Here is a 20,672-nt window from a genome sequence, read left to right on the forward strand (position 1 = left end):
GGGGTGGGGGTGCTGCTGGGCGGTTGGTGCTGTGGTGGTGCGGTCGTCGGGCCCGGCGCGTCAGCGCGCCGGGACGTCGACGACGGTGCGCCGGTGGCGCGACTCCTCGGCCGCGAACACGGCGAGGTGGCTCTGCAAGGACTCGACGGCGCCCGACCGGACGTGGCTCGGGTCCCCCGTCGCGACGGCGCGCACGAACGCGTCCATCACCCCCGAGTCGCCGCCGCCGTGGTCGTCGGCGGCGTTCGTGGCGCCGTGGTGGCCGCCGTCGTGCACGGTGACGCTGCCGTCGCGGAAGTCGGTCACGCGGACCTTCTCCCCGTCGCCGTCGAGGCACCCGTGGGTGCCGAAGATCTGGGTCTTGCGGTGGTCCTGCTCGGAGAACGCGGTCATGGTGAACGTCGCCGCGCCGCCGCCCTCGAGCTCCATGGCGACGACCTGGTGGTCGACGACGTCGTTGTCCGAGGCGTAGACGCACCGGCCGTAGTCGCCGGTGCGCAGGGCCTCGACGACGCCCGCCTCGTCGGTCGCGTCCGTGATGACGGAGACGGGCCAGATCGGGCCCTTCTCGCGCAGCGTGGTCAGGTAGAGGCGGGGCGCCGAGTACGGGCACGTGGGCTCGAGCGGGCAGTCCAGGCAGCGGTCCGCCGCGCCCGCGGGCCGCTCCTCGGGCCGGAAGTGCTTCAGGGAGCCGAAGCTCGCGACCGTCGCGATCCGCTTGCCCGTGACGTAGCGGATCCAGTCGAGGTCGTGGCTCGACTTCGCGAGGAGCATCGGGCTCGACGTCTTCTCCGAGCGCCACGGGCCGCGCACGTAGGAGTGGGCGTCGTGCCACCAGCCGACGGGCTCGAGGTGCTGGACGTTGACGATCTCGCCCAGGACGCCGGAGTCGACGACGGACTTCACGAGGTCCGTGTACGGCATGTAGCGCATCACGTGGCAGACGCCGAAGAGCACGCCCGACGCCTCGACCGCGTCGACGACGTCCCGGCACTCCTCCGGGCTCGGCGCGAGCGGCTTCTCGACGAGGATCGCGTACCCCTGCGGCGCGAGCGCGACGACGGGGTCGCGGTGCTCGCGGTCCTGCGTCGCGACGATCACCATGTCCGCGAGCCGGCCCGTGCCCCCTGCGGCCCGGTCGGCGTCGCCCGCGGCGACGAGGTCGCGCCAGGTCGCGAACTCCGCGACCTGCGGCCGCGCGGCACCCGGGTCGACGGCGCGCCCGGCACCCGGGGCGGCGGCGGGAACGGCAGCCGGGTCGACGGCGAGCGCGGCACCCGGGTCGGCGGGGACGTCGGCCTGGGCCGCGACGGCCTGGTCGACGACGAGCCCGCGCTGGTGCGCCCGAGGGTCGGCGACCGCGACCAGACGGGCGCGCTCCGGGTGCTCGGCGATCCAGCGCGCGTACGTCTGTCCGCGGTTCCCGGCGCCGACGAGGGCGACGGTGACAGGCTGGGGGGTGGGGGTCACGTGTGCGGTCCTTGCTCCGTTGCGATGGTCCTGCGGGGCGGGGGTCTCCCGCCCCTGGCAGGCCTCGTTTGCTATTTGCTATAGCAAGCCTGCCATGCCGATGTTACGCCAGATCGGCGCTCGTGTTAACTCGCGCACGACGCGATGCGGAGTTGTGACCTTTCGCGTCGCGGCTGCGGCACCGGCGCGGTGGTCGACGTGGGTCGGGGCCGGGGGTGGTGAGTGCGGGTCTACCATCCGCGCGGCTCGTTCCTCGCGGCGCTCCCGCCAGGCCCGCCACGACCCGCACTCACCACCCCCGGCCCCTTCGTCGTCTCGCCTCGTGCGGTGCTCACCGCGCCGGGTCGCGCCCGGTGCGGAGAGCGGCACGAGGGGGCTCGTCAGGCGACGAGGTTGCCCGTCGTGACGACGCGGTCGCCGTCCTCGGGGAACGCCGTGCGGGTGACGCCCTGCTCGACGTTGCCGCTGTGCAGGACGTACGAGTCGCCGCCCAGGGCGGACGGTGCGAGCGCCAGGGTCCCGCCCGCGAAGGTCGAGCCCGTGGCGGACCAGCTGTTGATACCGGCGTCGAGGTTCACGTGCCCAGTGTCGCCCGACGGCGCGGTGCTCCGGACGCCGTCGAGCGCCCAGGTGACCGGCTTGTCCGCCTTCGCTCGGCGCAGGAAGCTCCCGCCCGCGGGCTTGCCCTCGAGCCGCGCGCCGCCGTCGAGCCGGACGGTCTGGTCGGCCGCGCCCGCCGCGACGAGGGCGACGTTGCGCACGACGCCGCCGCGCACCGTGAGGTCGCCGCTCGCCGTCACCGTCCCCTCGCCCTCGGCCGCCTCGAGCGTGCACGCGTCCAGCACGACGGCGCCCTTCCCGGCGAACGACGCGTTCTTCAGCCCGTCGAGGGTCGTGCGCACGAGGTGCACCGGGTTCGTGACGTTCGCCTGGGTGATCGCGGTGTCCGGCAGGACCGCGAAGCGCGACCCCTCGATGACGTTGGGCCGCTTCGACAGCGCCGAGGCCTGGGAGATGATCAGGGTGTCGTCGGCCTGGCAGCCGCGGAGCTGCACGCCGTCGGCGTTGACCCACAGCATCCCCGAGCCCGCGAGGCCGTCCTTGCGGATGACCTGCACGTCCTCGAGCGTGAGGTCGGTGACCTTGACGCGCGCGACGAACCACGAGCACACGTGCCGCGTCACCGTGATGCGCTTGGCCGCGCCGCCCCAGGCCGCGCCCGAGTTGGCGAACGTCATGAGGCCCGAGTTCCCCACGTACGTGAGGTCGTGCTCGTACTGGCCGTGCGTGACGAACGGGCCCTGGTCGTCGCCGTCGCCGTGGCAGTTCTCCACGAGCCCGTACGACGACGCGGTCCAGTCGTTGAGGTGCCGCGCGTTGGTCGTGTGGCAGTCGACGACGTGCCCGTAGTTGCAGTAGATCTGCTGCGTCAGGTAGCCCGCGCCGCCCCACGTGACCGACGCCGGGTTGGTCAGCGAGCAGCCCGCCGTGCGGAAGAACGTGCTCCAGCGGCGCATGACGAGCGGCCAGAACGTCGCGACGCCGTGCACGTTCTCCACGTCGCAGCGCACCGCGTACTCGTAGGCGATCGGGTGCGAGCCGGTGTACTGGTCGCCGTCGGGCCGGCCGCGGAACGCGAGGTTGCGCACGTGCACCTGCTCGACCGGCTCGACGCGCGTCCACGTGAGCGTGCGGCCCTTCGCGAGCGACCAGCCCGCCTTGTAGTTGACGCGCACGTGGGTGGCGTCGACGATCTGCGTGATCTGGACGAGGCGCTGGAGCTCGCGCTCCCACCGGCCGGCCAGCGCGTTGACCTCGACCGCGTACCACTGGCCCACCTCGAACTGCGACGAGTCCGCGACCTCGTAGTCGTCGCGCAGCTCCGGCATCGTCGCCGTCAGGGTGTTCTTCCGGACGTCGTCCGTGACCTTCCCACGGAAGAACAGCACGGCCGCGAACGGGTCGTCCTGCCCGGCGTCCTCGATGCCCTCGGTCGTCATGAGGTGGTTGCCGAAGTCGAGCTCGAGGTTCGAGCGCGTGAACGTGTGGCGGCGGGTGAAGTTGAGGTCCGTGCGGGCCTCGATGCGGGTGATGCTGGGGTCGTTCACGAGGGCGTCGAGGGCGTCGTCGGCGGGGGTGTCGGGGCCGAAGAGGCCGAACCAGCGGAAGTCCGCGGTGCCGGTGTGCAGGGTGTGCCAGCGGCCCTTGGCTCCCGCGTCCTGCGGGGCGAGGACGGTGCCACCGTTGGCGGCGGCGGTGGACCTCGCGTCGTACCGCAGGAGCCGGGCGGCGCCGTCGCCGGCGGTCGCGTGGCCGAGGAGCTGGGCGACGGTGCCGTCGTCGAGCTTCTTGGCCTTCCAGCCGGTGAGCTGGGCGACGGTGGTGGCGACGAGGACCTCGTCGTCGGGCTTGTCGTCCTTCTTCGCCGTGAGCGGTGCGCCGGGGAGGGGCGCCGCGTGGGCGCTGCCGCTGCCGAGCGCGACGGCGCCCGCGGCGAGGGAGGCGATGCCGGCGACGCGCAGCAGGTTGCGCCGCGAGGGCGCCTGGGCGGCCTCGCCCGGCGCGGCCGTCGTCGGCTCGGTCGTGGTCTCGAGGGTCATGGGGTGTCCTTTCGTCGGCCCGGCGCGACGGCGCGGGTGTCGGTGGGGAGGCTGGATCAGGGTGCCCGGGCGCCGCCCGGGCGGGTCACACGGTGAGGTTCGCGTCGACGAGCACGCCGTCGCCCGCGGTCGGCAGGCCCGCGCGGTCGACGCCGGTCTCGACGTTGCGCGCATGGAGGACGCGCACGCCGTCGGGCAGGTCGAGGCGACCGCCCGTGAACCGCGAGCCGGTCGCGGCGTAGCGGTCGCCGGGGCGCAGCGCGACGTGCGCGGTGCCGTCGGCAGTCCGCAGGTCGGCGCCGCGGAGCGTGACGTCCACGGCGCCCGCGCCGGTGCCACGCGAGACGAGGGCCCCGGCCGTCGTCGTGCCCGCGGCCCGGACGCCGTCGAGCACGAGCCGCTGGTCGCGCGCGCCGCTGAGCCGCACGCCCACGCCCTGCCACGACCCGCCCGTGACGGTGACGTCCGCCGAGCCGAGGTCGACCGGCGCGGCCGGGACGTCGTCCGTGCCGCCGACGAGCTCGCAGTCGGTGAACGTCACGGGGCCGGCGCCGCGCAGGATCGTGCCGTCCACGCCGGTGATGCGGGTGCGCACGAAGTGCACGGGGGCCGTCACCGGCGTCTGGTGCAGCACCGACCCCGCGGGCAGCGCGAACGCGCAGTCCTCGACGACCGTCGGACGCCGCGACAGCGACGACCGCTGCCCGACGGCGAAGAAGCCGGCCGTGCAGCCGCGCACCTGTGCGCCGTCGGCGTTGATCGTGAGCGTCGCCTGCGGGTCGAACGTCGACCGTGCGACGACGTGCACGTCCTCGAGCGTGAGGTCCGTGATCTTGGTGCCCGCGACGAACCACGAGCACGTGTGGTGCTTGACCGTGATGCGCTTGGCCGCCGTGCCCCACTGGCCGCCCGAGTTGGCGATGTCCATGAGCCCGCTGTTGCCGACGAACACGAGGTCGTGCTCGTACTGGCCGTGGGTCGTGAAGGGGTTGCCGCCCTGGTCGTCCCCGTCGCCGTGGCAGTTCTCCACGAGGCAGTACGCCGACGCCGTGAGGTCGTTGAGGTGCCGCGCGTTGTGGCTCGTGCAGTCGGAGACCCGCCCGTACAGGCAGTAGATCTGCTGCGTGAGGTAGCCGGCGCCGCCGTAGAACACCGTCGGCGGGTTGGCGACCGAGCACCGCTCCGTGACGAAGTGGGTGTTCCAACGCCGCATGATCACCGGCCACCACGTGCGGTGGCCGTGCACGTCCGAGACGTCGCAGCGCACCGCGTACTCGAACGCGACGGGGTGGGAGCCGGTCATCTCGCGGTCGTCGGGCAGCTCGCCGTTCGCCGGGCCGTCGAAGGGCCCGGACCCGTGGAACGTCATCGCGCGCACGTGCACCTGCTCGACGGGCTCGACGCGCGTCCAGGTGAGCACCCGCCCGGCGGGCAGCTCCCAGCCGTTCTTGTAGTCGACGCGCACGTGGGTGGCGTCGACGATCTGCGTGATCTGGACGAGGCGCTGGAGCTCGCGCTCGTCCCCACCGCCGCCCGGGCGCTCGTCCGAGCGCAGCGCCCACCACTGCCCGACGGCGAACGCGCCCGCGTCCGCGACCTCGAAGACGTCCGTGAGGTCGGGGAGCGTCGCGGCGAGGGTGCGCTGCTGCGTCTCGTCCGTCACGCGGCCCTGGAAGAACAGGACCGCCCCGAACGGGTTGTCGTGGGCGTTGCGCTCGATGCCCTCCGTCGTGACCGTGTGCCCGCCGAAGTCGAGCTCGAGGTCCGAGCGTGTGTAGGTGTGGCGGCGGGTGAAGTTGAGGTCTGTGCGGGTTTCGATGCGGCTGATGCCGGGGTCGTTCACGAGGGCGTCGAGGGCGTCGTCGGCGGGGTTCTCGGGGCCGAAGAGTCCGAACCAGCGGAAGTCCGCGGTGCCGGTGTGGAGGGTGTGCCAGCGGCCGGTGGCACCGGCGTCGGTGGGGGCGAGGACGGTGCCGCCGTTCGGGGTCGCGGTGGACCTCGCGTCGTAGCGGACGAGGCGGGCAGCGCCGTCGCCCGGCGCCGCGTGGCCGAGGAGCTGGACGACGGCGCCGTCGTCGAGCTTCTTGGCCTTCCAGCCGGTGAGCTGGGCGACGGTGGCGGCGACGGGGACCTCGGTGTCGGGCGTGTCGTTCTTGCCCGTGGCGAGCGTTCCGGCGAGCGGCGCCGCGTGCGCGCTGGTGCTGCCGAGCGCGACGGCGCCCGCGGCGAGGGAGGCGATGCCGGCGACGAGCAGCAGGTGTCGGCGCGAGGGCGACGCCGCCGCCTCGGTGGGCGTGGGCTCGGTCGCGCCGGGATGGCCGGACGCGGTGCGGGTGTGGGATCGGGGAGTGGACAACGGGGGCACCCTTCGTGACGTCGGGAGGACGCCGTGCGGGCGAGCGACGCCATGGCTCCGGCGGCCCGGGGCTGCGGGGTGTTCCGGGGGAGCGGTGCTGCGGGGGTCGTGCGGTTCCGGTGCTGGGTAGGGGGTCAGCGGGTTCGTGCGCGTCGTTGCGACGGTGAACCGGACTCTCGGAGAGTAGCTGGATGCTATGGCATCGTCAAGAGCAGCGCGAAAGACGTCAGCGCAGGTCAGATAGGTTATCGAGCAAGAACAATTGCCATAGCAAGCGAACCTCTGTGGAAGGTGGCACGCCGGCCGCGCCGAGGTGGAGCCGTGGCCGCGGGAGGTAGAGCTCCGGTCACGCGAGGTAGAGCCGCGGTGTGACCTGCGGCGCGCGCGGGCTTGGGTCGGCGCGCCGTCGGTCGGCCTGGCGGTCGTGGGCCGGGCAAGCCTGGCTCGGTCGCCTCTTCACCTCCATGCCCGCCCGCCGCTCGGCGACCGCCGGGCCCGGGGGCTCCCCGGTGGCGGCGCCACGTGTCGGGACACGGGAGTGTCGCGTGCGGTGCACGGCCACAACCCGGACCAAGGCCACCGTCCTGAGCGCGCCGTCGGGCACCAGGGCGGGGTTCTCCGCTTCGGCCCACCATGGCTCTACCTCGGCAGGCCAGGGGTCTACCTCGGCGTGGGGGGTCAGAGGTAGTCGCCGGGCCAGTGGAAGGCCACCCCGGCCGCGGCGGCGTCACGGAGGTGCGCGACGACGTCGGCCGGCGCGCGGACCGGCCGGAGCATGCCGGTCGTGTCGGTCGCGACGACGGGCGCGTCGAGGACGGCGGCGGCGAAGCGGTCGGTCAGGGCGTGCGCGGGGAGGCGCACCTCGACCGTGGCGGAGCCGTGCAGGTGCGCGCGGTGGAGCGTGGTGCGCGCGAGGGCGTCGACGATGTCGCGCGCGCGGTCCGACGTCGGGTCGACGCCGAGCTCGCGGACCTTCAGCACGCCTGGCTCGGGCTCGAGGACGAGGTAGCCCATGACCTGCCCGTCGGCGGCCCGTGCGGTGAACACCTCGGCGCCGGAGTACCAGAGCGGGATGCGCCGCTCCCAGTGCTCGGCGGTGCGCCGGGTGGCGAGGGGGCGAGGTCCGTCGGCCACCGTGTCGAACGCGTCGTGCAGCACGGCGACCTGCTCCCACCCCAGCGCGATCGACCACGCGGGCCACGGCACGCCGGGCAGGCGGTCGGTGCGGACGGTCAGGGGTGCGTCGTCCGCCGAGCCCGACGGCGGCACCCCCGGCCTGGACGGCGCGTCGCCTGGGGTGGGAAGGCGGAACGAGTCGGCAGCGAGGCCGTTCACCGCGTGGGTTGCCGCGTCGTCGACCGGACGCGGTGCGCCGCGCAGGAGCGGCACGTCGAACGTCTCGAAGCCGCTCGACCGGTAGACGTCCGGGGTGCCGGTGAACAGCAGCGCGACGTCCGCGCCGTCGTGCTCCATCTGCTCGACGGCCCGCGCGAGCAGGGCGCGGACGAGGCCCCGGCCCCGCGCCTCAGGGGCGGTCGCGACGTTCGCGACACCGCCCGCCCGGAGGGTGCCGCCGTCGGGCCCGCCGAGCTCGCGCGGCGTCCAGTACACCGAGCCGACCACCCCGCCGTCGAGCGGGTCGACGGCGACGTGCGTGCGGTCGAGGCGGCCGTCGTCCGTCTCGTAGACCGGCACCATGAGCGGCGCGTCGAACGCACGGCCCCACAGGGCGTAGAGCGAGGGGACGTCGTCGGGCGTGGCGGTGCGCAGGTGCATCAGGATCCCAGGGTCCGTGCCGGTATTGACGGGATGCTATAGCAAAAGTAGGGTCACGGGACGACCGTCGGCGTGCGACGCGACGGACCGTGCGGGCCGGGCTGGGCGCGCACGAACGCCCCGGATGGCGGCGGTGCCGCCATCCGGGCTCCTCCTGCGAGAGCGAGCGGTCAGCCGTTCGCCGCGGCGGGCTCGGCCTCGTCGTCCGTGTGGCTCGCGAGGCGCGCGGCGGCCTCGCCGATGTGCTCGGCCATGACGCGCTGGGCCGTGTCCGGGTCGCCGCCCGCGATGGCGTCGACGATGAGGTCGTGGGTGCGCGCGTGCGCGACGCGCGCCTCGGGTTCGAGCGCGGCGTTCGCGGCGCGGAGGAAGCCGGTGATGCGACTGCGGAGCTGGGCGTTGAGCGTCATGAGCATGCGGTGGTCGGCCATCTCCCAGAGCTGCTCGTGGAAGCGCCGGTCGAGCTCGAACACGCGGGCGTTGCTGCCCTTCTCCGCCGCCTGGACCATCTGCTGGACCGTCTTGCGCAGCTTCGCCTCCTTCGCCGGGTCCCAGGCGTCCTGGACCCGCACGACGGCGAACTGCTCCAGCAGGGTGCGCAGGCTCGAGATCTCCTCCAGGTCGCGGCTCGTGAGCGCGGCGACGCGCGCGCCGCGGTGGGGGAGCCGCTCGACGAGGCCTTCCTGGGTCAGGCGTGTGAGCGCCTCGCGCACCGGGATGTGGCTCGTGCCGAGGCGTTCGGCGAGCTTGCGCTCGACGAGCCGCTCGCCCGGCGCGAGGTCGCCGCTGAAGATCGCCTCGCGCAGCTCGACCGTGACGCGGTCGGCGACGTTCTGGTCCGGCACGCTCTTGAGCGCCATGGTTTCTCCGTGGTGTCGTGGGGGCGGCGGGCTCGGATCGTCGAGGGTCGGGCGCCGCTGAAGGATAGCGGCCACGGTGCCGTCCCGGGGGCGTCTCGACAAGACAACATGCTATAGCATCGGCACTCCCGAGCCCAGAGGAGGTGCGATGGTCGCCCTGCACACGCGGGCCCCCGTCCCCGCGTTCGTCGGCCTGGCCGGCGTCGCCGTCCGCGACGTCACGCCCGCCCCGGGCGTCCGGGCGCGCAACTGGGGCCCGGCGGACTGGGACGTCTCCGAGGGCGCCCACCGCGCGATGACGCTGACCGCCGTCGCGCTCGCGGAGGAGCGCCCCGACCGCGGGGCCGCCGCCGAGCCCTTCGTGCTCGTGACCATCGACGGCACGTGGTGGCGCCGGGTCGACGACGAGGCGACCTTGCGCACGACCGTGCTCGACGCGACCGGGCTGCCCGTCGAGCGCCTGCTCGTCTCGCTCTCCCACACGCACGCCGGGCCCGTCCTGTGCTCGGGCGACGCCGACCTCGCCGGCGGCGACCGCGGCGTCGAGTACCTGCACGACCTCGCCCGCGCAGCGGCCGACGCCGCCGTGGAGGCGATCGCTTCCCTCCGGCCCGCGACCCTCGAGTGGACGACCGGCCGCTGCGGCCTCGCGTCGAACCGCGAGGCGCTGCTCGACGGCTGCGCCGGCGGGGAGGCGGGGACGGCCGCGGGAGCAGCTGCGGAGAGCACGCCGCCCCGGCCCCTCGTCGGTTTCAACCCCGACGCCGGCACCCCGCGCTCGCCCGGTGCCGACCCCGCGGACGACACGGTCGTCGTCGGGCGGCTCACGGCGCGCCCCGCGGCCGTCGCGGACACCCGGCCCGACGGCGCCGCGCCCGTGGGCGAGCATGTCACCCTCGCGACGATCGTCAACTACGCGTGCCACCCGACGACGCTCGCGTGGCAGAACCGGCTCGTCTCGCCCGACTACGTGGGCGCGATGCGCGACCTCGTCGAGCGCGAGACGGGCGCCCCCGTCGCGTTCCTCCAGGGAGCGTCGGGCGAGCTCGCCCCGCGCGAGCAGTACACGGGCGACACCGCCGTCGCGGACCGCCACGGCACCTCGCTCGGCCACGCGGTGTTCGCCGCGCTCGCGGAGCTCCCGCCGCCGGGCACGGAGCTGGAGCTGACCCACGTCGTCGAGTCCGGCGCGCCGCTCGCGGTCTGGGAGCCCGCGCCGTCGGCCGCGCTCCCTGGCACCGGCACCGGCACCGGCACCGGCACAGCCGCCCGGCCCGACGCACGGACGCTCGCCGCCGTGGCGGAGCCCGTCACGCTCGACCTGCGCGACCTCCCGACGTGGGACGAGCTCGAGACTGAGTGGGCCGGCATCGACCCGCGCTCGCGCGAGGAGCGTCTGCGCCGCGCGCGGAACCTGCGCGACGGCTACGTCACCGGCCCGACCGTCCAGCACCCCACGTGGGTGTGGCGCGTCGGCGAGGCGCTGCTCGTCGCGCACCCGGGCGAGGCGTACTCGCGCCTCCAGCGCACGGTGCGTGCCCACGCCAGGACGCGGCCCGTCGTCGTCGCGAACCTCACCAACGGCCCCGGCTTCGTCTACCTGCCCACGCGCGAGGCGTACGACGTCGGCGCCTACCAGGCGTGGCAGTCGCCGCTCGCGCCGGGCTCGCTCGAACGGCTGGAGCGGCACGCGTGCGCCGTCGTCGACGACGTGCTCGCCGGCACCGCCGCCTGGCCCCCCGGCGTCGGCGCACCACGAACCGCCGCACCCCCGACCCGTCCCGTCCCCGAGGAGGACCAGTGACCACCCCCGCCCTCGACGCCCCGCGCGTCCCGCTCGCCGTCGTCACCGGGGGAGCGGCCGGCATCGGCCGTGCCGTCGCCGAGCGTCTCGCGACCGACGGGTTCCGGGTCGTGTGCGCGGACGTCGTGCAGCACGACCTCCCCGCGCTCGACCTCGGCGCCATCCCCGACGCGCCCGGACTCGTGTGGGCCTCGCTCGACGTCACCGACCACGCCGCCGTGCGCGCCGCGTTCGACGACCTCGCGGACGCGTTCGGCGGGATCGACGCGCTCGTCAACAACGCGGGCATCCAGCGCCACCGCGCGCTCGAGGACCTCACGTGGGACGAGTGGTCGGCCGTCGTGGACGTCAACCTGCACGGCGTCTTCGCGTGCCTCCAGGCCGCGGGTCGCCACATGCTCGCGGCGGGCCGGGGCGCGGTCGTCAACATCTCATCCGTCTCGGCCCGCGGCTCCGCGGGACGGGCCCCGTACTCCACGACCAAGGCCGCCGTCATCGGGCTGACTGCGACCGCGGGCGCCGAGTGGGCCGCGCGCGGCGTGCGGGTCAACGCCGTCGCGCCCGGCTACATCGACACGGGCGTGTTCCGCCAGGGCGTCGCGCAGGGCACGCTCTCGGAGGAGACGATCCTCGCGCGCATCCCCGCGCGCCGGCTCGCCCAGCCGGAGGAGATCGGGAACGCCGTGAGCTGGCTCGTGTCCGACCAGGCCGCGTACATGGTCGGCCAGACCGTCTACGTCGACGGCGGGTTCCTCGTCGACTACGGCGTGCCGCTCGCCAAGAAGCCGGAGTGAGCGCGGTGCCCGCCGCGCGCGTCGTCGCCGTCCGCACGGCGACGACCGTCGTCCCGCTGCCGCAGCCGCTGCGCCTCGGCGCGATGACGGTCGAGCGCCGCGAGTACGTCGGTGTGCGCGTCGTCGCCGAGACGGACGACGGCCGCACCGTCGCCGGGGAGTCGTACGCGCTCACGCGCGAGGCGCCCATGGCCGAGCTCGTGGACCGGCTCGTCGCCCCGCACGCGGTGGGCCGCGAGATCGTGGCGTCCGACGGCGTCGCCGCGCGCCAGAGCGTCGGCGCCGCGTGGGACGCGGCCCTGCGCGGGTCCGCGATCGTCGGCCGTGTGGGCCTCGTGCGGCGCGCGATCGGCCTGGTCGACGTCGCGCTGTGGGACCTCGCGGGCCGGCTCGCCGGGCGTCCGGTGTGGTCCCTGCTCGACGACGGCCAGCACCTCGCCGAGTCCGCGGAGCCGGGTGTCGGCGGCGACAGGGACGCTCCGTCGCGTGCTGTCGCCGGGAGCCCTCGCGACGTCTCGCCCGTGGCCGTCGCGGTGCCACGCCCCGCGATCCTCGTCGCGGCGTACCCGACGCCCGGCCGCACCGCGCGCGACGTCGCGGACGAGGTGCTCGCGCACGCGCGCGCCGGGTGGCCGCTGCTGAAGATCTCGCGCTCGCCCGACCGTGCGCTCATGCGCGACCTGCTCGCGATCCTGCGCGCCGAGCTGCCCGACGTCACCGGCCGTCCGACCGTCGCGGGGCGCAGCGGCGTCGTCGTCGACGTGGGCTTCGGCTGGCGCGACGCCGACGAGGCGCTCGCGGACCTCGACGCGTGGGGCGTCACGGGTGCGGCGGGGGAGAGCGCGCCCGCGCTCGCGTGGCTCGAGGACCCGCTGCTGCCCGAGGACGCGGCCGGCGCGGCGCGCGTCCGCGACGCGTCCGGGCTGCCGCTCTCCGTGGGCGACGAGGTGACCGACCCCGAGGTCTTCGCCCGGCTCGACGCGCAGGGCGCGCTCGACGTGCCGCGCGTCGACGTCGTCGCGATCGGCGGCATCACGCCCGCCGACCCGCTCGTGCGCGCGTGGGCCGCGCGGGGGAAGGTCGTGTCCAGCCACGTGTACCCGGAGGTCAGCGTGCACCTGGGCGGAGCGGCGGGCATCGGCGTCGAGACGTTCGACCGCTCGCCCGCGGGCAACCCCTACGACCCCGCGCCGCTGCTCGTGCGCGGCGGTCCCGTGTTCGACGGCGGTCACGCGACCCCGCCCGACGGCCCCGGCCTGGGCTTCACGCTCGACCCCGACCGCTTCGACCTGGAGGCAGCCCCGTGACCGGACCGTCGGCTGGACCCGTGAGCAAGCAGCGCAGCGTCGTCGTCACCGGCAGCGGCAAGGGCATCGGCCGCGCCGTGGCCGCGCGCCTCACCGCCGACGGGTGGACCGTCGTCGGGCTGGAGCGCACCCCCGGCTCGGGGACGGTCGAGGAGGGGGTGTGCGCCGGCGTCGTGCTGGGGGACTCGCGTGACCGCGAGACCCACCGCGAGGCCGCGCGGGCCGCGCGCGACCTCGCACCGCTCGCCGGGTGGGTGAACAACGCGGGCATCACCGTCCGCACGCCGCTGCACGCGCTCGCCGACCCGGAGCGGGCGGCGCAGGTCGAGCAGGACGCGCGCGACGTCGTCGAGATCAACGGTCTCGGCTACCTCTGGGGCTGCGCCGCCGCCGTCGAGGCCTTCACCGACCAGGTGAGCGGGGGGTCGATCGTCAACATCGGCTCGATCCACGGCCGCGCGGCGTTCGCCGACCACGCCGCCTACGAGCTGACGAAGGGCGGCATCGACGCGCTCGCGCGCTCCGTCGCCGTGACGTACGGGCGGTACGGCATCCGCGCCAACACCGTCGCGCCGGGCGGGGTGCGCACCCCGCACCTCGACGCGCAGATCGCCCGCGCCGCCGACCCGGCCGCCGAGGAGCGGGCGCTCGCCGAGGGTCCGCCGCTCGGCCGCATCGCCGAGTCCGCGGAGATCGCCGCCCTCGTCGCGTTCCTGCTGTCCGACGAGGCGGGCTACGTCTCCGGCCAGTCGATCGCGGCCGACGGCGGCTGGACCGCGTCGTTCGGCAACCCGCCCCACGACCCCGACCTCGACGCGCGGTACGGCCTCACCTGACCTGGGGTACAGGAAACCCGACGAGCCCCCGCAGCGTCGCCGCGAGAAGTGAGTTGTGGCCCCTGGCAGGCCGGCGACAGGGGCCATTTCTCGCCTCTCGTCCGTCTTCGCTGCGGCGACCGAGCGGAGGGCCCACGGAGCCGCCGGGCTGGAACGTCGGCCCACCGGGTAGCCCAGGGAGCGTCTGCAGCATTCTGGCGGAGATGTACATTTCAGCGATCTCGACGCTAGTGTGACGGGATGAGCGAACTGACGGTGACTGAGGCGCGCGCTCGTCTCGCGGACGTGGTCGACGAGGCGCGCGTCGGGCACGACCCGGTCTACCTCACGCGCCGCGGCCGTCGGGTGGCCGCCGTGATCGACGCGGACGACCTCGACCGCCTGATCGAGGCCGCCGAGGATCTGGCGGACCTCCGCGCCGCGCAGGCTGCGCGCGACGAGCTGGACGACGCGGGGGGCGCTGTCCCGTGGGAGCAGGTCAAGGCCGACCTCGGCCTCGCATGACGCACCGTATCGAGGTCGCGCCCGCCGCCGTCCGGCAACTGAAGAAGCTCGACCCGTCGGCGCGACGTCGCGTCCAGGCGGCCATCGAGATTCTCGCGGAGGAGCCCCGCCCGGCCGGAGCGAAGAAGCTGGTGGGCGAGGGCGACCTGTGGCGGGTGCGCACCGGCGACTACCGAGTCGTCTACTCGATCGACGACGGCGTGCTCCTTGTCTTTGTCGTCGCGGTGGGACATCGTCGCGACGTCTACCGGTAGACCTCGCGACGAGGTCGAGGCCCCGGCGTCAGCCCTTGACCATGCTCGCGCGGGTGATGAGACCGTCGCGGACCTCGAACGTCGCGATGGTCTCGCCGGTGCCGTTCGACGTCGTGACGAGCTCGCGCGCGACGAGCCAGCGGTCGCCGAAGGTCACGGACGCGTCGATGACGCAGTGCAGCGCCGGGTCCTCGAACCGGCTCGCGTAGAACGCGCGCAGGGCGTCGCGGCCGACGATCGGCTCGGGGGTCACGCCGCTCACGACGGCGTCGGGCGCGTAGGTCGCGCAGAAGCCGTCGAGGTCGCGGACGTTGAAGGCGTCGACCTGGGCGGTGACGACGGCGGACGGGGACGTGCTCATGGGTGCCTCCTCGGGCAGGGGGTGGGCGAGTGTCGGGGCGGGCCGGTGGACCGGCGTCAGTCGATCCGGACGCCGCCGTTGACGTCGTACGTCGCGCCGGTGACGAACCCGGCGCGCGGGGAGGCGAGGGACGCGACGACCCAGGCGACGTCGTCGGGCGTGCCGAAGTCCCCGAGGGGGATGGACGCGGTGAGCCCGGCGCGGGCGTCGGGGGCGAGCTGGTCGGTGATGGCGCTCGTCACGGGGCCGGGGGTCACGGCGTTCACGCGGATGCCCTCGCTCGCGAGGATGCGCGCGAAGGAGCGCGTGATCGCGAGGATCGCGGCCTTGCTCGCGGCGTAGTGCACGCCGGTCTTCAGCGCGCCCTGCTCGCCCGCGATGGACGAGAGGTTGACGATCGCGCGGTCGCGCGCGGCCCGCTCGTCCGGCGTGACCGTGGCCCCGGTGGGCGACGGACGGCGCGCGCGCAGCAGCGGGAGCGCGGCGCGCGACATCACGAACGTGCCGCGCGCGTTCGTCTCCATGACGAGGTCCCACTCGTCGAGCTCGATGTCGTCGAGCGCGCGGTAGGGGCACACGCCGCCGTTGTTGACGAGCACGTCGAGGCGCCCCCACGCGTCGGTCACCTCGGCGACGAGCGCCTCGACGGACGCGGTGTCGCGCAGGTCGAGGCGCGAGACGCGCGTCGCGGCGCCCTCCGCCTCGCACCGGGCGGCGGTGGCGCGCGCGCCGGCCTCGCCGCCGGTGTACGTGAGCCAGACGTCGTGCCCGTCGCGCGCGAGCTGGAGGGCGGTGGCGGCGCCGATGCCGGAGCTGGCGCCGGTGACGAGGGCGAGGCGGCGACGGGCGCCGTCCGGGGCAAGGGTCATGAGCCCACGCTATAGCATCCGACCGGCCCGAGGGTTGGTCGAGGGTGCTATTTGCTATAGCATTCCTCGCATGACAGCCGACACCGTCGTCATCACCGACTGCGACCTGCCCGGGACCGCGTGCGAGGACACCCTGACCGCCGCCGGGCTGCGGGCCGTGCGCGCCGCCGCGCGCACCGAGGACGAGGTGATCGCCGCCGTCGAGGAGGCCGCCGCGAGCGGGTCCGCGCCCTCCGCGCTCGTCGTGCAGTGGGCCCCGATCACGGCCCGCGTGCTCGACGCCGTCGCCGGCCCGGGCGGGGTGCGCATGGTCTCGCGCATGGGCATCGGCTACGACATGGTCGACGTCGCGGCCGCCACGGAGCGCGGCGTCGCCGTCGCGAACACCCCGACCTACTGCATCGAGGAGGTCGCGAGCCACACGGTCGCGATGATCCTCACGCTCGACCGCGGCCTCGTCGCCTACGACCGCGCGCTGCGCGCCGGCACGTGGGCCCCGACGGCGCAGCACGCCGCGCGCCTGTCCAGCACCGTCGTCGCCGTCATCGGGTACGGGCGGATCGGCTCCGAGGTCGCGCGCTCCGCCCGCGCGCTCGGCTACCGCGTGCTCGTGCACGACCCGTTCGTCGACCCGCAGGCCGTGGCGTCCGACGGGCACGAGGCAGTGGGGATCGACGAGGCCGTCGCGCGCGCCGACGTCATCACGCTGCACGCGCCGCTCACCGAGTCGACGCGCCACCTGCTCGACGCCCGCACCCTCGCGGCCGCGAAGCCCGGCGTGCGGGTCGTCAACACGTGCCGCGGGCCGCTCATCGACGAGGACGCGCTCGCCGACGCGCTCGCGTCCGGCCACGTGGGCTCGGCCGCGCTCGACGTCTACGCGACCGAGCCGCTGCCCGCCGACTCGCGCCTGCGCACCCTGGACAACGTGCTGCTCACCCCGCACGCCGCGTGGTTCTCGCCCGAGGCCATGCAGGACCTCCCCGTGCACACCGCGCGCAACGCCGTCGACTTCCTCGCGGGCCGCCCCGTGCCGTCGATCGTCAACCCGGACCACGCGCGCGCCCTCGCCTGAGGACCCGCGCCACCCGCCCCGACCTAGGAGACCCACCCGTGCAGCTCGTCCGACTCGGCCCCCTCGGCCAGGAGCGTCCCGCCGTCCGCGAGGACGGGGTCGTGTACTCCCTCGACCCGCTCACCCGCGACATCGACGGCGCGTTCCTCGCGGCCGACGGCGTCGGCCGGGTCCGTGCGGCGCTCGCCGCGGGCGCGCTGCCCGTGCTCGACGGCGCGGACGAGCTGCGCGTCGGCGCGCCCGTCGCCCGGCCCACCGCCGTCGTCTGCATCGGGATGAACTACGCCGAGCACGCCGCCGAGTCCGGCTCGACGCCGCCCGACGTCCCGATCGTCTTCTGGAAGCACTCGAACACGGTCGTCGGCCCGCACGACGACGTGCTCGTGCCGCCCGGCGCGACGACGGTCGACTGGGAGGTCGAGCTCGGCGTCGTGATCGGCCGTCGGGCCCGCTACCTGTCGTCCCCGGAGGAGGCGCTCGACCACGTCGCGGGCTACGTCCTGTCGCACGACGTCTCCGAGCGCGACTACCAGATGAAGGTCTCCGGCGGGCAGTGGTCGAAGGGCAAGAGCTGCGAGACGTTCAACCCGCTCGGCCCGTGGCTCGTCCCCGCCGACGAGGTGGACGTCCAGAACCTCGGGCTCCGGTCCTGGGTCAACGGCGAGCCCCGCCAGGACTCGTCGACGGCCGACATGATCTTCGACGTCGCGTACCTCGTGCACCACCTGTCGCAGTACATGGTCCTCGAGCCGGGCGACCTCATCAACACCGGCACCCCGCAGGGAGTCGCCCTGTCCGGGCGCTTCCCCTACCTGCGGTCGGGCGACGTCGTCGCGCTCGAGATCGACGGCCTGGGCCGCGCGGAGCAGCGCGTGCGCGACGCCGTCCGCTGACGACCTGCGGGGCCGCTCAGCCCGCGAACGGCAGGGCCGGGAGGCCCCGGACCCCCGGGTCCGCCACGAACAGCGACCCCGACGCGGCCTCGTCCGCGTCGGGGTCGTCCAGCCCCTGGCGCGACGTCGTGACGAACAGCCGGTCGAGCTCGTCGCCGCCGAACGTGCACGCGCTCACCTGCGACACCGGGAGCGGGACGACGGCGTCGAGCGTGCCGTCGGGGGAGTAGCGCCGGACCGCGCCGCCGCCCCACAGCGCCACCCAGACGCCGCCCTCCGCGTCGACCGTGAGGCCGTCCGGCAGGCCGTCGTCGGGGTCGATCGCCACGAACGGGCGGCGCCGCACGAGCCCGCGCGGGTCCTCCGCGGCGGGCACGACGTCGAGCACGTCGATCCGCCGCGTCGCCGAGTCGACGTAGTAGGCCCGCGAGCCGTCCGGCGAGAACCCGAGCCCGTTCGACACCTCGACGCCGTCGAGCACGACGCGCGCCGACCCGTCCGCCTCCACCCGGTACAGCGCGCTCGTGCGCTCGCCCTCGGCCTGGCCGCCCACGTAGAACGCGCCGTCGGGCGCCGCCGCCCCCTCGTTGAGGCGGACCGTCGGGTCGTCGACGAGCGTCGCGAGCGGGCGGACCGGAGCGTCGTCGCCGTCCGCCACCGCGACCGACCGCGCGAGCCCGACGACGAACCCGCCCCCGGTCCGCGGCCGCACCACGGCCGCGTGGTCGCCCACGTGCAGGCGGTCGACGCCGCCGTCGGGCCGGAGCGTGAGGAGGTCGCCCGCGAGCATGTCCACGTACCGCAGGCCGCCCCAGCCCGGCCACCACACCGGACCCTCCGCGTGGTAGGCGACGGGACCGGTGACGTTCTCGACGGAGATCTCAGGCATCCGACCATTCTCACCGAGGGCCGTCGCCCCGCGCGGCGGGCGTAGGGTGGACGCATGATCACGCAGAGCTGGTGGTGGCTGCCTCCGCAGCCGTGACCAGTCCTGCCCACGTCCCGAGCTGCGCGCCGCAGCCGGGACGTCGTCATGTCCGGGCCGGTCCGGTCCTCGACCGGGCGTGGTGCGTGGCTCCTTGCGAAGGAGAGCACCATGACCACGACCCTCGACCCCGCGCCGTCGGCCCTCCCGTCCGCGACGCCCTCCGGGCCGTCGGCGTCGACCGCGTCCGTCGCGGCGGCCCGCGAGCGGTCCGCGCAGATCGAGGCCCGGCTCGCGACCGACCCGTCCGGCTTCCGCGTCCTCACCGGCGACCGCCCGACGGGCGCGCTGCACCTCGGGCACTACCTCGGCACCCTCGCGAACCGCGTCCGGCTGCAGGACGACGGCGTCGAGGTCGTGCTCGTCGTCGCCGACTACCAGGTCATCACCGACCGCGACGACGCGGGAGACCTGCGCGCCACCGTGCGCGAAATCGTCCTCGACTACCTCGCGGCCGGGATCGACCCCGCCCGCACGACGGTCTTCGCCCACTCCGCGGTCCCGGCGCTCAACCAGCTCCTGCTGCCGTTCCTCAGCCTCGTCACGACCGCCGAGATCGAGCGGAACCCGACCGTCAAGGCCGAGGCCGTCGCGGCCGCCGCACGGCAGGGCCGACCCATGAGCGGCCTGCTCTTCACCTACCCCGTGCACCAGGCGGCCGACATCCTGTTCTGCCACGGCAACCTCGTGCCCGGCGGGCAGGACCAGCTCCCGCACGTCGAGCTCACGCGCACCGTCGCACGACGCTTCAACCAGCGCTACGCCGCCGCGCAGCCGTACTTCCCCGAGCCGGACGTCCTGCTCGCCCCCGCGCCCACCGTGCTCGGCACCGACGGGCGCAAGATGAGCAAGTCCGCGGGCAACGCGCTCGAGCTGCGCGACGACGAGGACGCCACCGCGCGGTTCGTCCGCCGCCACCGCACCGACTCCGAGCGGCACGTCACGTACGAGCCCGAGCGTCGGCCCGAGGTCGCGAACCTCCTCACGCTGGGCGCGTTCGCCGCCGGGACGACGCCCGAGGCCCTCGCGGACGAGGTCGGTGCCGCCGGGGCGGGCCGGCTCAAGCAGGTGGTGACCGAGGCGCTCGTCGAGCACCTGCGCCCCCTGCGGGCGCGCCGTCGTGCCCTCGCCGCGGGCGACGGGCCCGACCCGCTCGACGTGCTGCGCGAGGGCAACGCCCGCGCGAACGCGACCGCCGAGCGCACCCTGGCCGAGGTCCGCGAGCTCATGGGCACCGCCTACTGATCCGCCCGGCGGAGCTCCGCGCGCCACAGGCCGCGCCCGCCCGGCGCGGGCCGGTCCAGCCGCTCGACCGAGACGGCGACGAGCCCGTCCTGGCCGAACGCGTCGATCTCGGCTCGGGTGAGGGGCCAGGGCGGCCCGTCGTCGTCGGGCTCGTCGGCGACGGCCTGGATCACGAGGAGCGTGCCGCCCGGCGCGACGAGGGAGCGCACTCCGGCGGTGAGCTCGGCGCGGACGACCCGGTGCACGGCCTGGACCGTGTAGACCTCGACGACCAGGTCGAAGGCCCGGCGCCACGCAGCGGGCAGGTCGAGCAGGTCGCCGACGGTGTACGTCACCGCCGACCCGGGACGACGGTCGCGCGCGGCGGCGACCGCGGACGGCGCGACGTCGAACGCGGTCGTGACGTAGCCGAGCCGGGACAGGTGCTCCGCGTCGGCGCCGAGCCCGCACCCGACGACGACCGCCGTGCGGTGCTCCCCGTCCGGCGGGGCGACGACCCGCTCCACCAGCGCGGGGTGCGGGTCGTCGTGCTCCCACGGTGTCGTCACGGTGCCGCTCGCCGCGGACGCCCAGAGCTGCTCGAACCAGGCCGTCGGGTGGGCGTCGTCCGCCCTGCCCAGCAGGTCGGCCTCGGACTGCCAGGGGCGTCGTTCGACCATGCGACCGACACTAGCCGCGCCCGG

General features: G+C 75.0%; 18 protein-coding genes. 9 read left to right on the plus strand and 9 right to left on the minus strand.

Annotated features, from left to right (window positions below):
* Window positions 1–60 precede the first annotated feature (60 nt).
* The 5 genes from AC3WT4_RS13855 to AC3WT4_RS13875 all read right to left on the minus strand — a co-directional run bounded on the left by AC3WT4_RS13855 (window position 61) and on the right by AC3WT4_RS13875 (window position 9,062).
* Window positions 61–1,470, minus strand: coding sequence for a Gfo/Idh/MocA family protein (locus tag AC3WT4_RS13855; RefSeq protein ID WP_108048964.1), 1,410 nt, complete (start codon window positions 1,468–1,470; stop codon window positions 61–63).
* A 380-nt stretch (window positions 1,471–1,850) separates the two neighbouring features.
* Window positions 1,851–4,070, minus strand: a complete 2,220-nt coding sequence (locus tag AC3WT4_RS13860; RefSeq protein ID WP_492315706.1) for a peptidase C14 — start codon at window positions 4,068–4,070, stop codon at window positions 1,851–1,853.
* Window positions 4,071–4,155: 85 nt separating this feature from the next.
* On the minus strand, window positions 4,156–6,426 hold the full coding sequence (locus tag AC3WT4_RS13865) for a peptidase C14 (protein ID WP_492315707.1): 2,271 nt from the start codon (window positions 6,424–6,426) through the stop codon (window positions 4,156–4,158).
* A 678-nt stretch (window positions 6,427–7,104) separates the two neighbouring features.
* On the minus strand, window positions 7,105–8,202 hold the full coding sequence (locus AC3WT4_RS13870) for a GNAT family N-acetyltransferase (RefSeq protein ID WP_492315708.1): 1,098 nt from the start codon (window positions 8,200–8,202) through the stop codon (window positions 7,105–7,107).
* A gap of 170 nt (window positions 8,203–8,372) precedes the next feature.
* The gene (locus AC3WT4_RS13875) at window positions 8,373–9,062 is read right to left on the minus strand and encodes a GntR family transcriptional regulator (RefSeq protein ID WP_043653767.1); all 690 of its coding nucleotides are present in this window, start codon (window positions 9,060–9,062) and stop codon (window positions 8,373–8,375) included.
* Window positions 9,063–9,210: 148 nt separating this feature from the next.
* Here AC3WT4_RS13875 and AC3WT4_RS13880 point away from each other — a divergent pair, with 148 nt between their 5' ends.
* The 6 genes from AC3WT4_RS13880 (at window position 9,211) to AC3WT4_RS13905 (ending at window position 14,561) form a co-directional block, all read left to right on the plus strand.
* Window positions 9,211–10,866 carry a hypothetical protein gene (locus tag AC3WT4_RS13880; protein ID WP_492315709.1) on the plus strand — a complete coding sequence of 552 codons (1,656 nt, stop codon included), beginning with the start codon at window positions 9,211–9,213 and terminating at the stop codon, window positions 10,864–10,866.
* Window positions 10,863–11,660: an SDR family NAD(P)-dependent oxidoreductase gene (locus tag AC3WT4_RS13885; RefSeq protein WP_492315710.1), complete on the plus strand. Its 798-nt coding sequence runs from the start codon at window positions 10,863–10,865 to the stop codon at window positions 11,658–11,660. The genes AC3WT4_RS13880 and AC3WT4_RS13885 overlap by 4 nt, the downstream gene beginning before the upstream one ends.
* Window positions 11,657–12,967, plus strand: a complete 1,311-nt coding sequence (locus AC3WT4_RS13890; protein ID WP_492315711.1) for an enolase C-terminal domain-like protein — start codon at window positions 11,657–11,659, stop codon at window positions 12,965–12,967. Before AC3WT4_RS13885 ends, AC3WT4_RS13890 begins: the two co-directional genes overlap by 4 nt.
* 20 nt (window positions 12,968–12,987) lie before the next feature.
* The gene (locus AC3WT4_RS13895) at window positions 12,988–13,803 is read left to right on the plus strand and encodes an SDR family NAD(P)-dependent oxidoreductase (RefSeq protein ID WP_492315712.1); all 816 of its coding nucleotides are present in this window, start codon (window positions 12,988–12,990) and stop codon (window positions 13,801–13,803) included.
* Between the two features lie 240 nt (window positions 13,804–14,043).
* A complete protein-coding gene (locus AC3WT4_RS13900) occupies window positions 14,044–14,307 on the plus strand; it encodes a type II toxin-antitoxin system Phd/YefM family antitoxin (RefSeq protein WP_257416452.1) in 264 nt (87 codons plus the stop codon).
* Entirely contained in the window at window positions 14,304–14,561 is a 258-nt protein-coding gene (locus AC3WT4_RS13905) for a type II toxin-antitoxin system RelE family toxin (protein ID WP_257416453.1), read from the plus strand. Before AC3WT4_RS13900 ends, AC3WT4_RS13905 begins: the two co-directional genes overlap by 4 nt.
* 28 nt (window positions 14,562–14,589) lie before the next feature.
* On the opposite strand, the gene AC3WT4_RS13910 is transcribed toward AC3WT4_RS13905, so the two are convergent.
* Together AC3WT4_RS13910 and AC3WT4_RS13915 are read right to left on the minus strand one after the other, a co-directional pair.
* Window positions 14,590–14,922, minus strand: a complete 333-nt coding sequence (locus AC3WT4_RS13910) for a nuclear transport factor 2 family protein (protein WP_257416454.1) — start codon at window positions 14,920–14,922, stop codon at window positions 14,590–14,592.
* A gap of 56 nt (window positions 14,923–14,978) precedes the next feature.
* On the minus strand, window positions 14,979–15,791 hold the full coding sequence (locus AC3WT4_RS13915; RefSeq protein WP_492315713.1) for an SDR family NAD(P)-dependent oxidoreductase: 813 nt from the start codon (window positions 15,789–15,791) through the stop codon (window positions 14,979–14,981).
* A gap of 70 nt (window positions 15,792–15,861) precedes the next feature.
* Here AC3WT4_RS13915 and AC3WT4_RS13920 point away from each other — a divergent pair, with 70 nt between their 5' ends.
* On the plus strand, window positions 15,862–16,866 hold the full coding sequence (locus tag AC3WT4_RS13920; RefSeq protein WP_108048980.1) for a C-terminal binding protein: 1,005 nt from the start codon (window positions 15,862–15,864) through the stop codon (window positions 16,864–16,866).
* Window positions 16,867–16,904: 38 nt separating this feature from the next.
* Entirely contained in the window at window positions 16,905–17,759 is an 855-nt protein-coding gene (locus AC3WT4_RS13925; protein WP_492315714.1) for a fumarylacetoacetate hydrolase family protein, read from the plus strand.
* A gap of 16 nt (window positions 17,760–17,775) precedes the next feature.
* Here AC3WT4_RS13925 and AC3WT4_RS13930 read toward each other — a convergent pair whose 3' ends face one another.
* Entirely contained in the window at window positions 17,776–18,648 is an 873-nt protein-coding gene (locus AC3WT4_RS13930; RefSeq protein WP_492315715.1) for an SMP-30/gluconolactonase/LRE family protein, read from the minus strand.
* Between the two features lie 207 nt (window positions 18,649–18,855).
* Here AC3WT4_RS13930 and trpS point away from each other — a divergent pair, with 207 nt between their 5' ends.
* Window positions 18,856–19,989, plus strand: coding sequence for a tryptophan--tRNA ligase (gene trpS / locus AC3WT4_RS13935; RefSeq protein WP_492315716.1), 1,134 nt, complete (start codon window positions 18,856–18,858; stop codon window positions 19,987–19,989).
* On the opposite strand, the gene AC3WT4_RS13940 is transcribed toward trpS, so the two are convergent.
* The gene (locus tag AC3WT4_RS13940) at window positions 19,983–20,648 is read right to left on the minus strand and encodes a class I SAM-dependent methyltransferase (RefSeq protein ID WP_492315717.1); all 666 of its coding nucleotides are present in this window, start codon (window positions 20,646–20,648) and stop codon (window positions 19,983–19,985) included. The genes trpS and AC3WT4_RS13940 overlap by 7 nt on opposite strands.
* Window positions 20,649–20,672: the final 24 nt, after the last annotated feature.

This window comes from Cellulosimicrobium sp. EB106-03-01-XG111 (assembly GCF_058792115.1).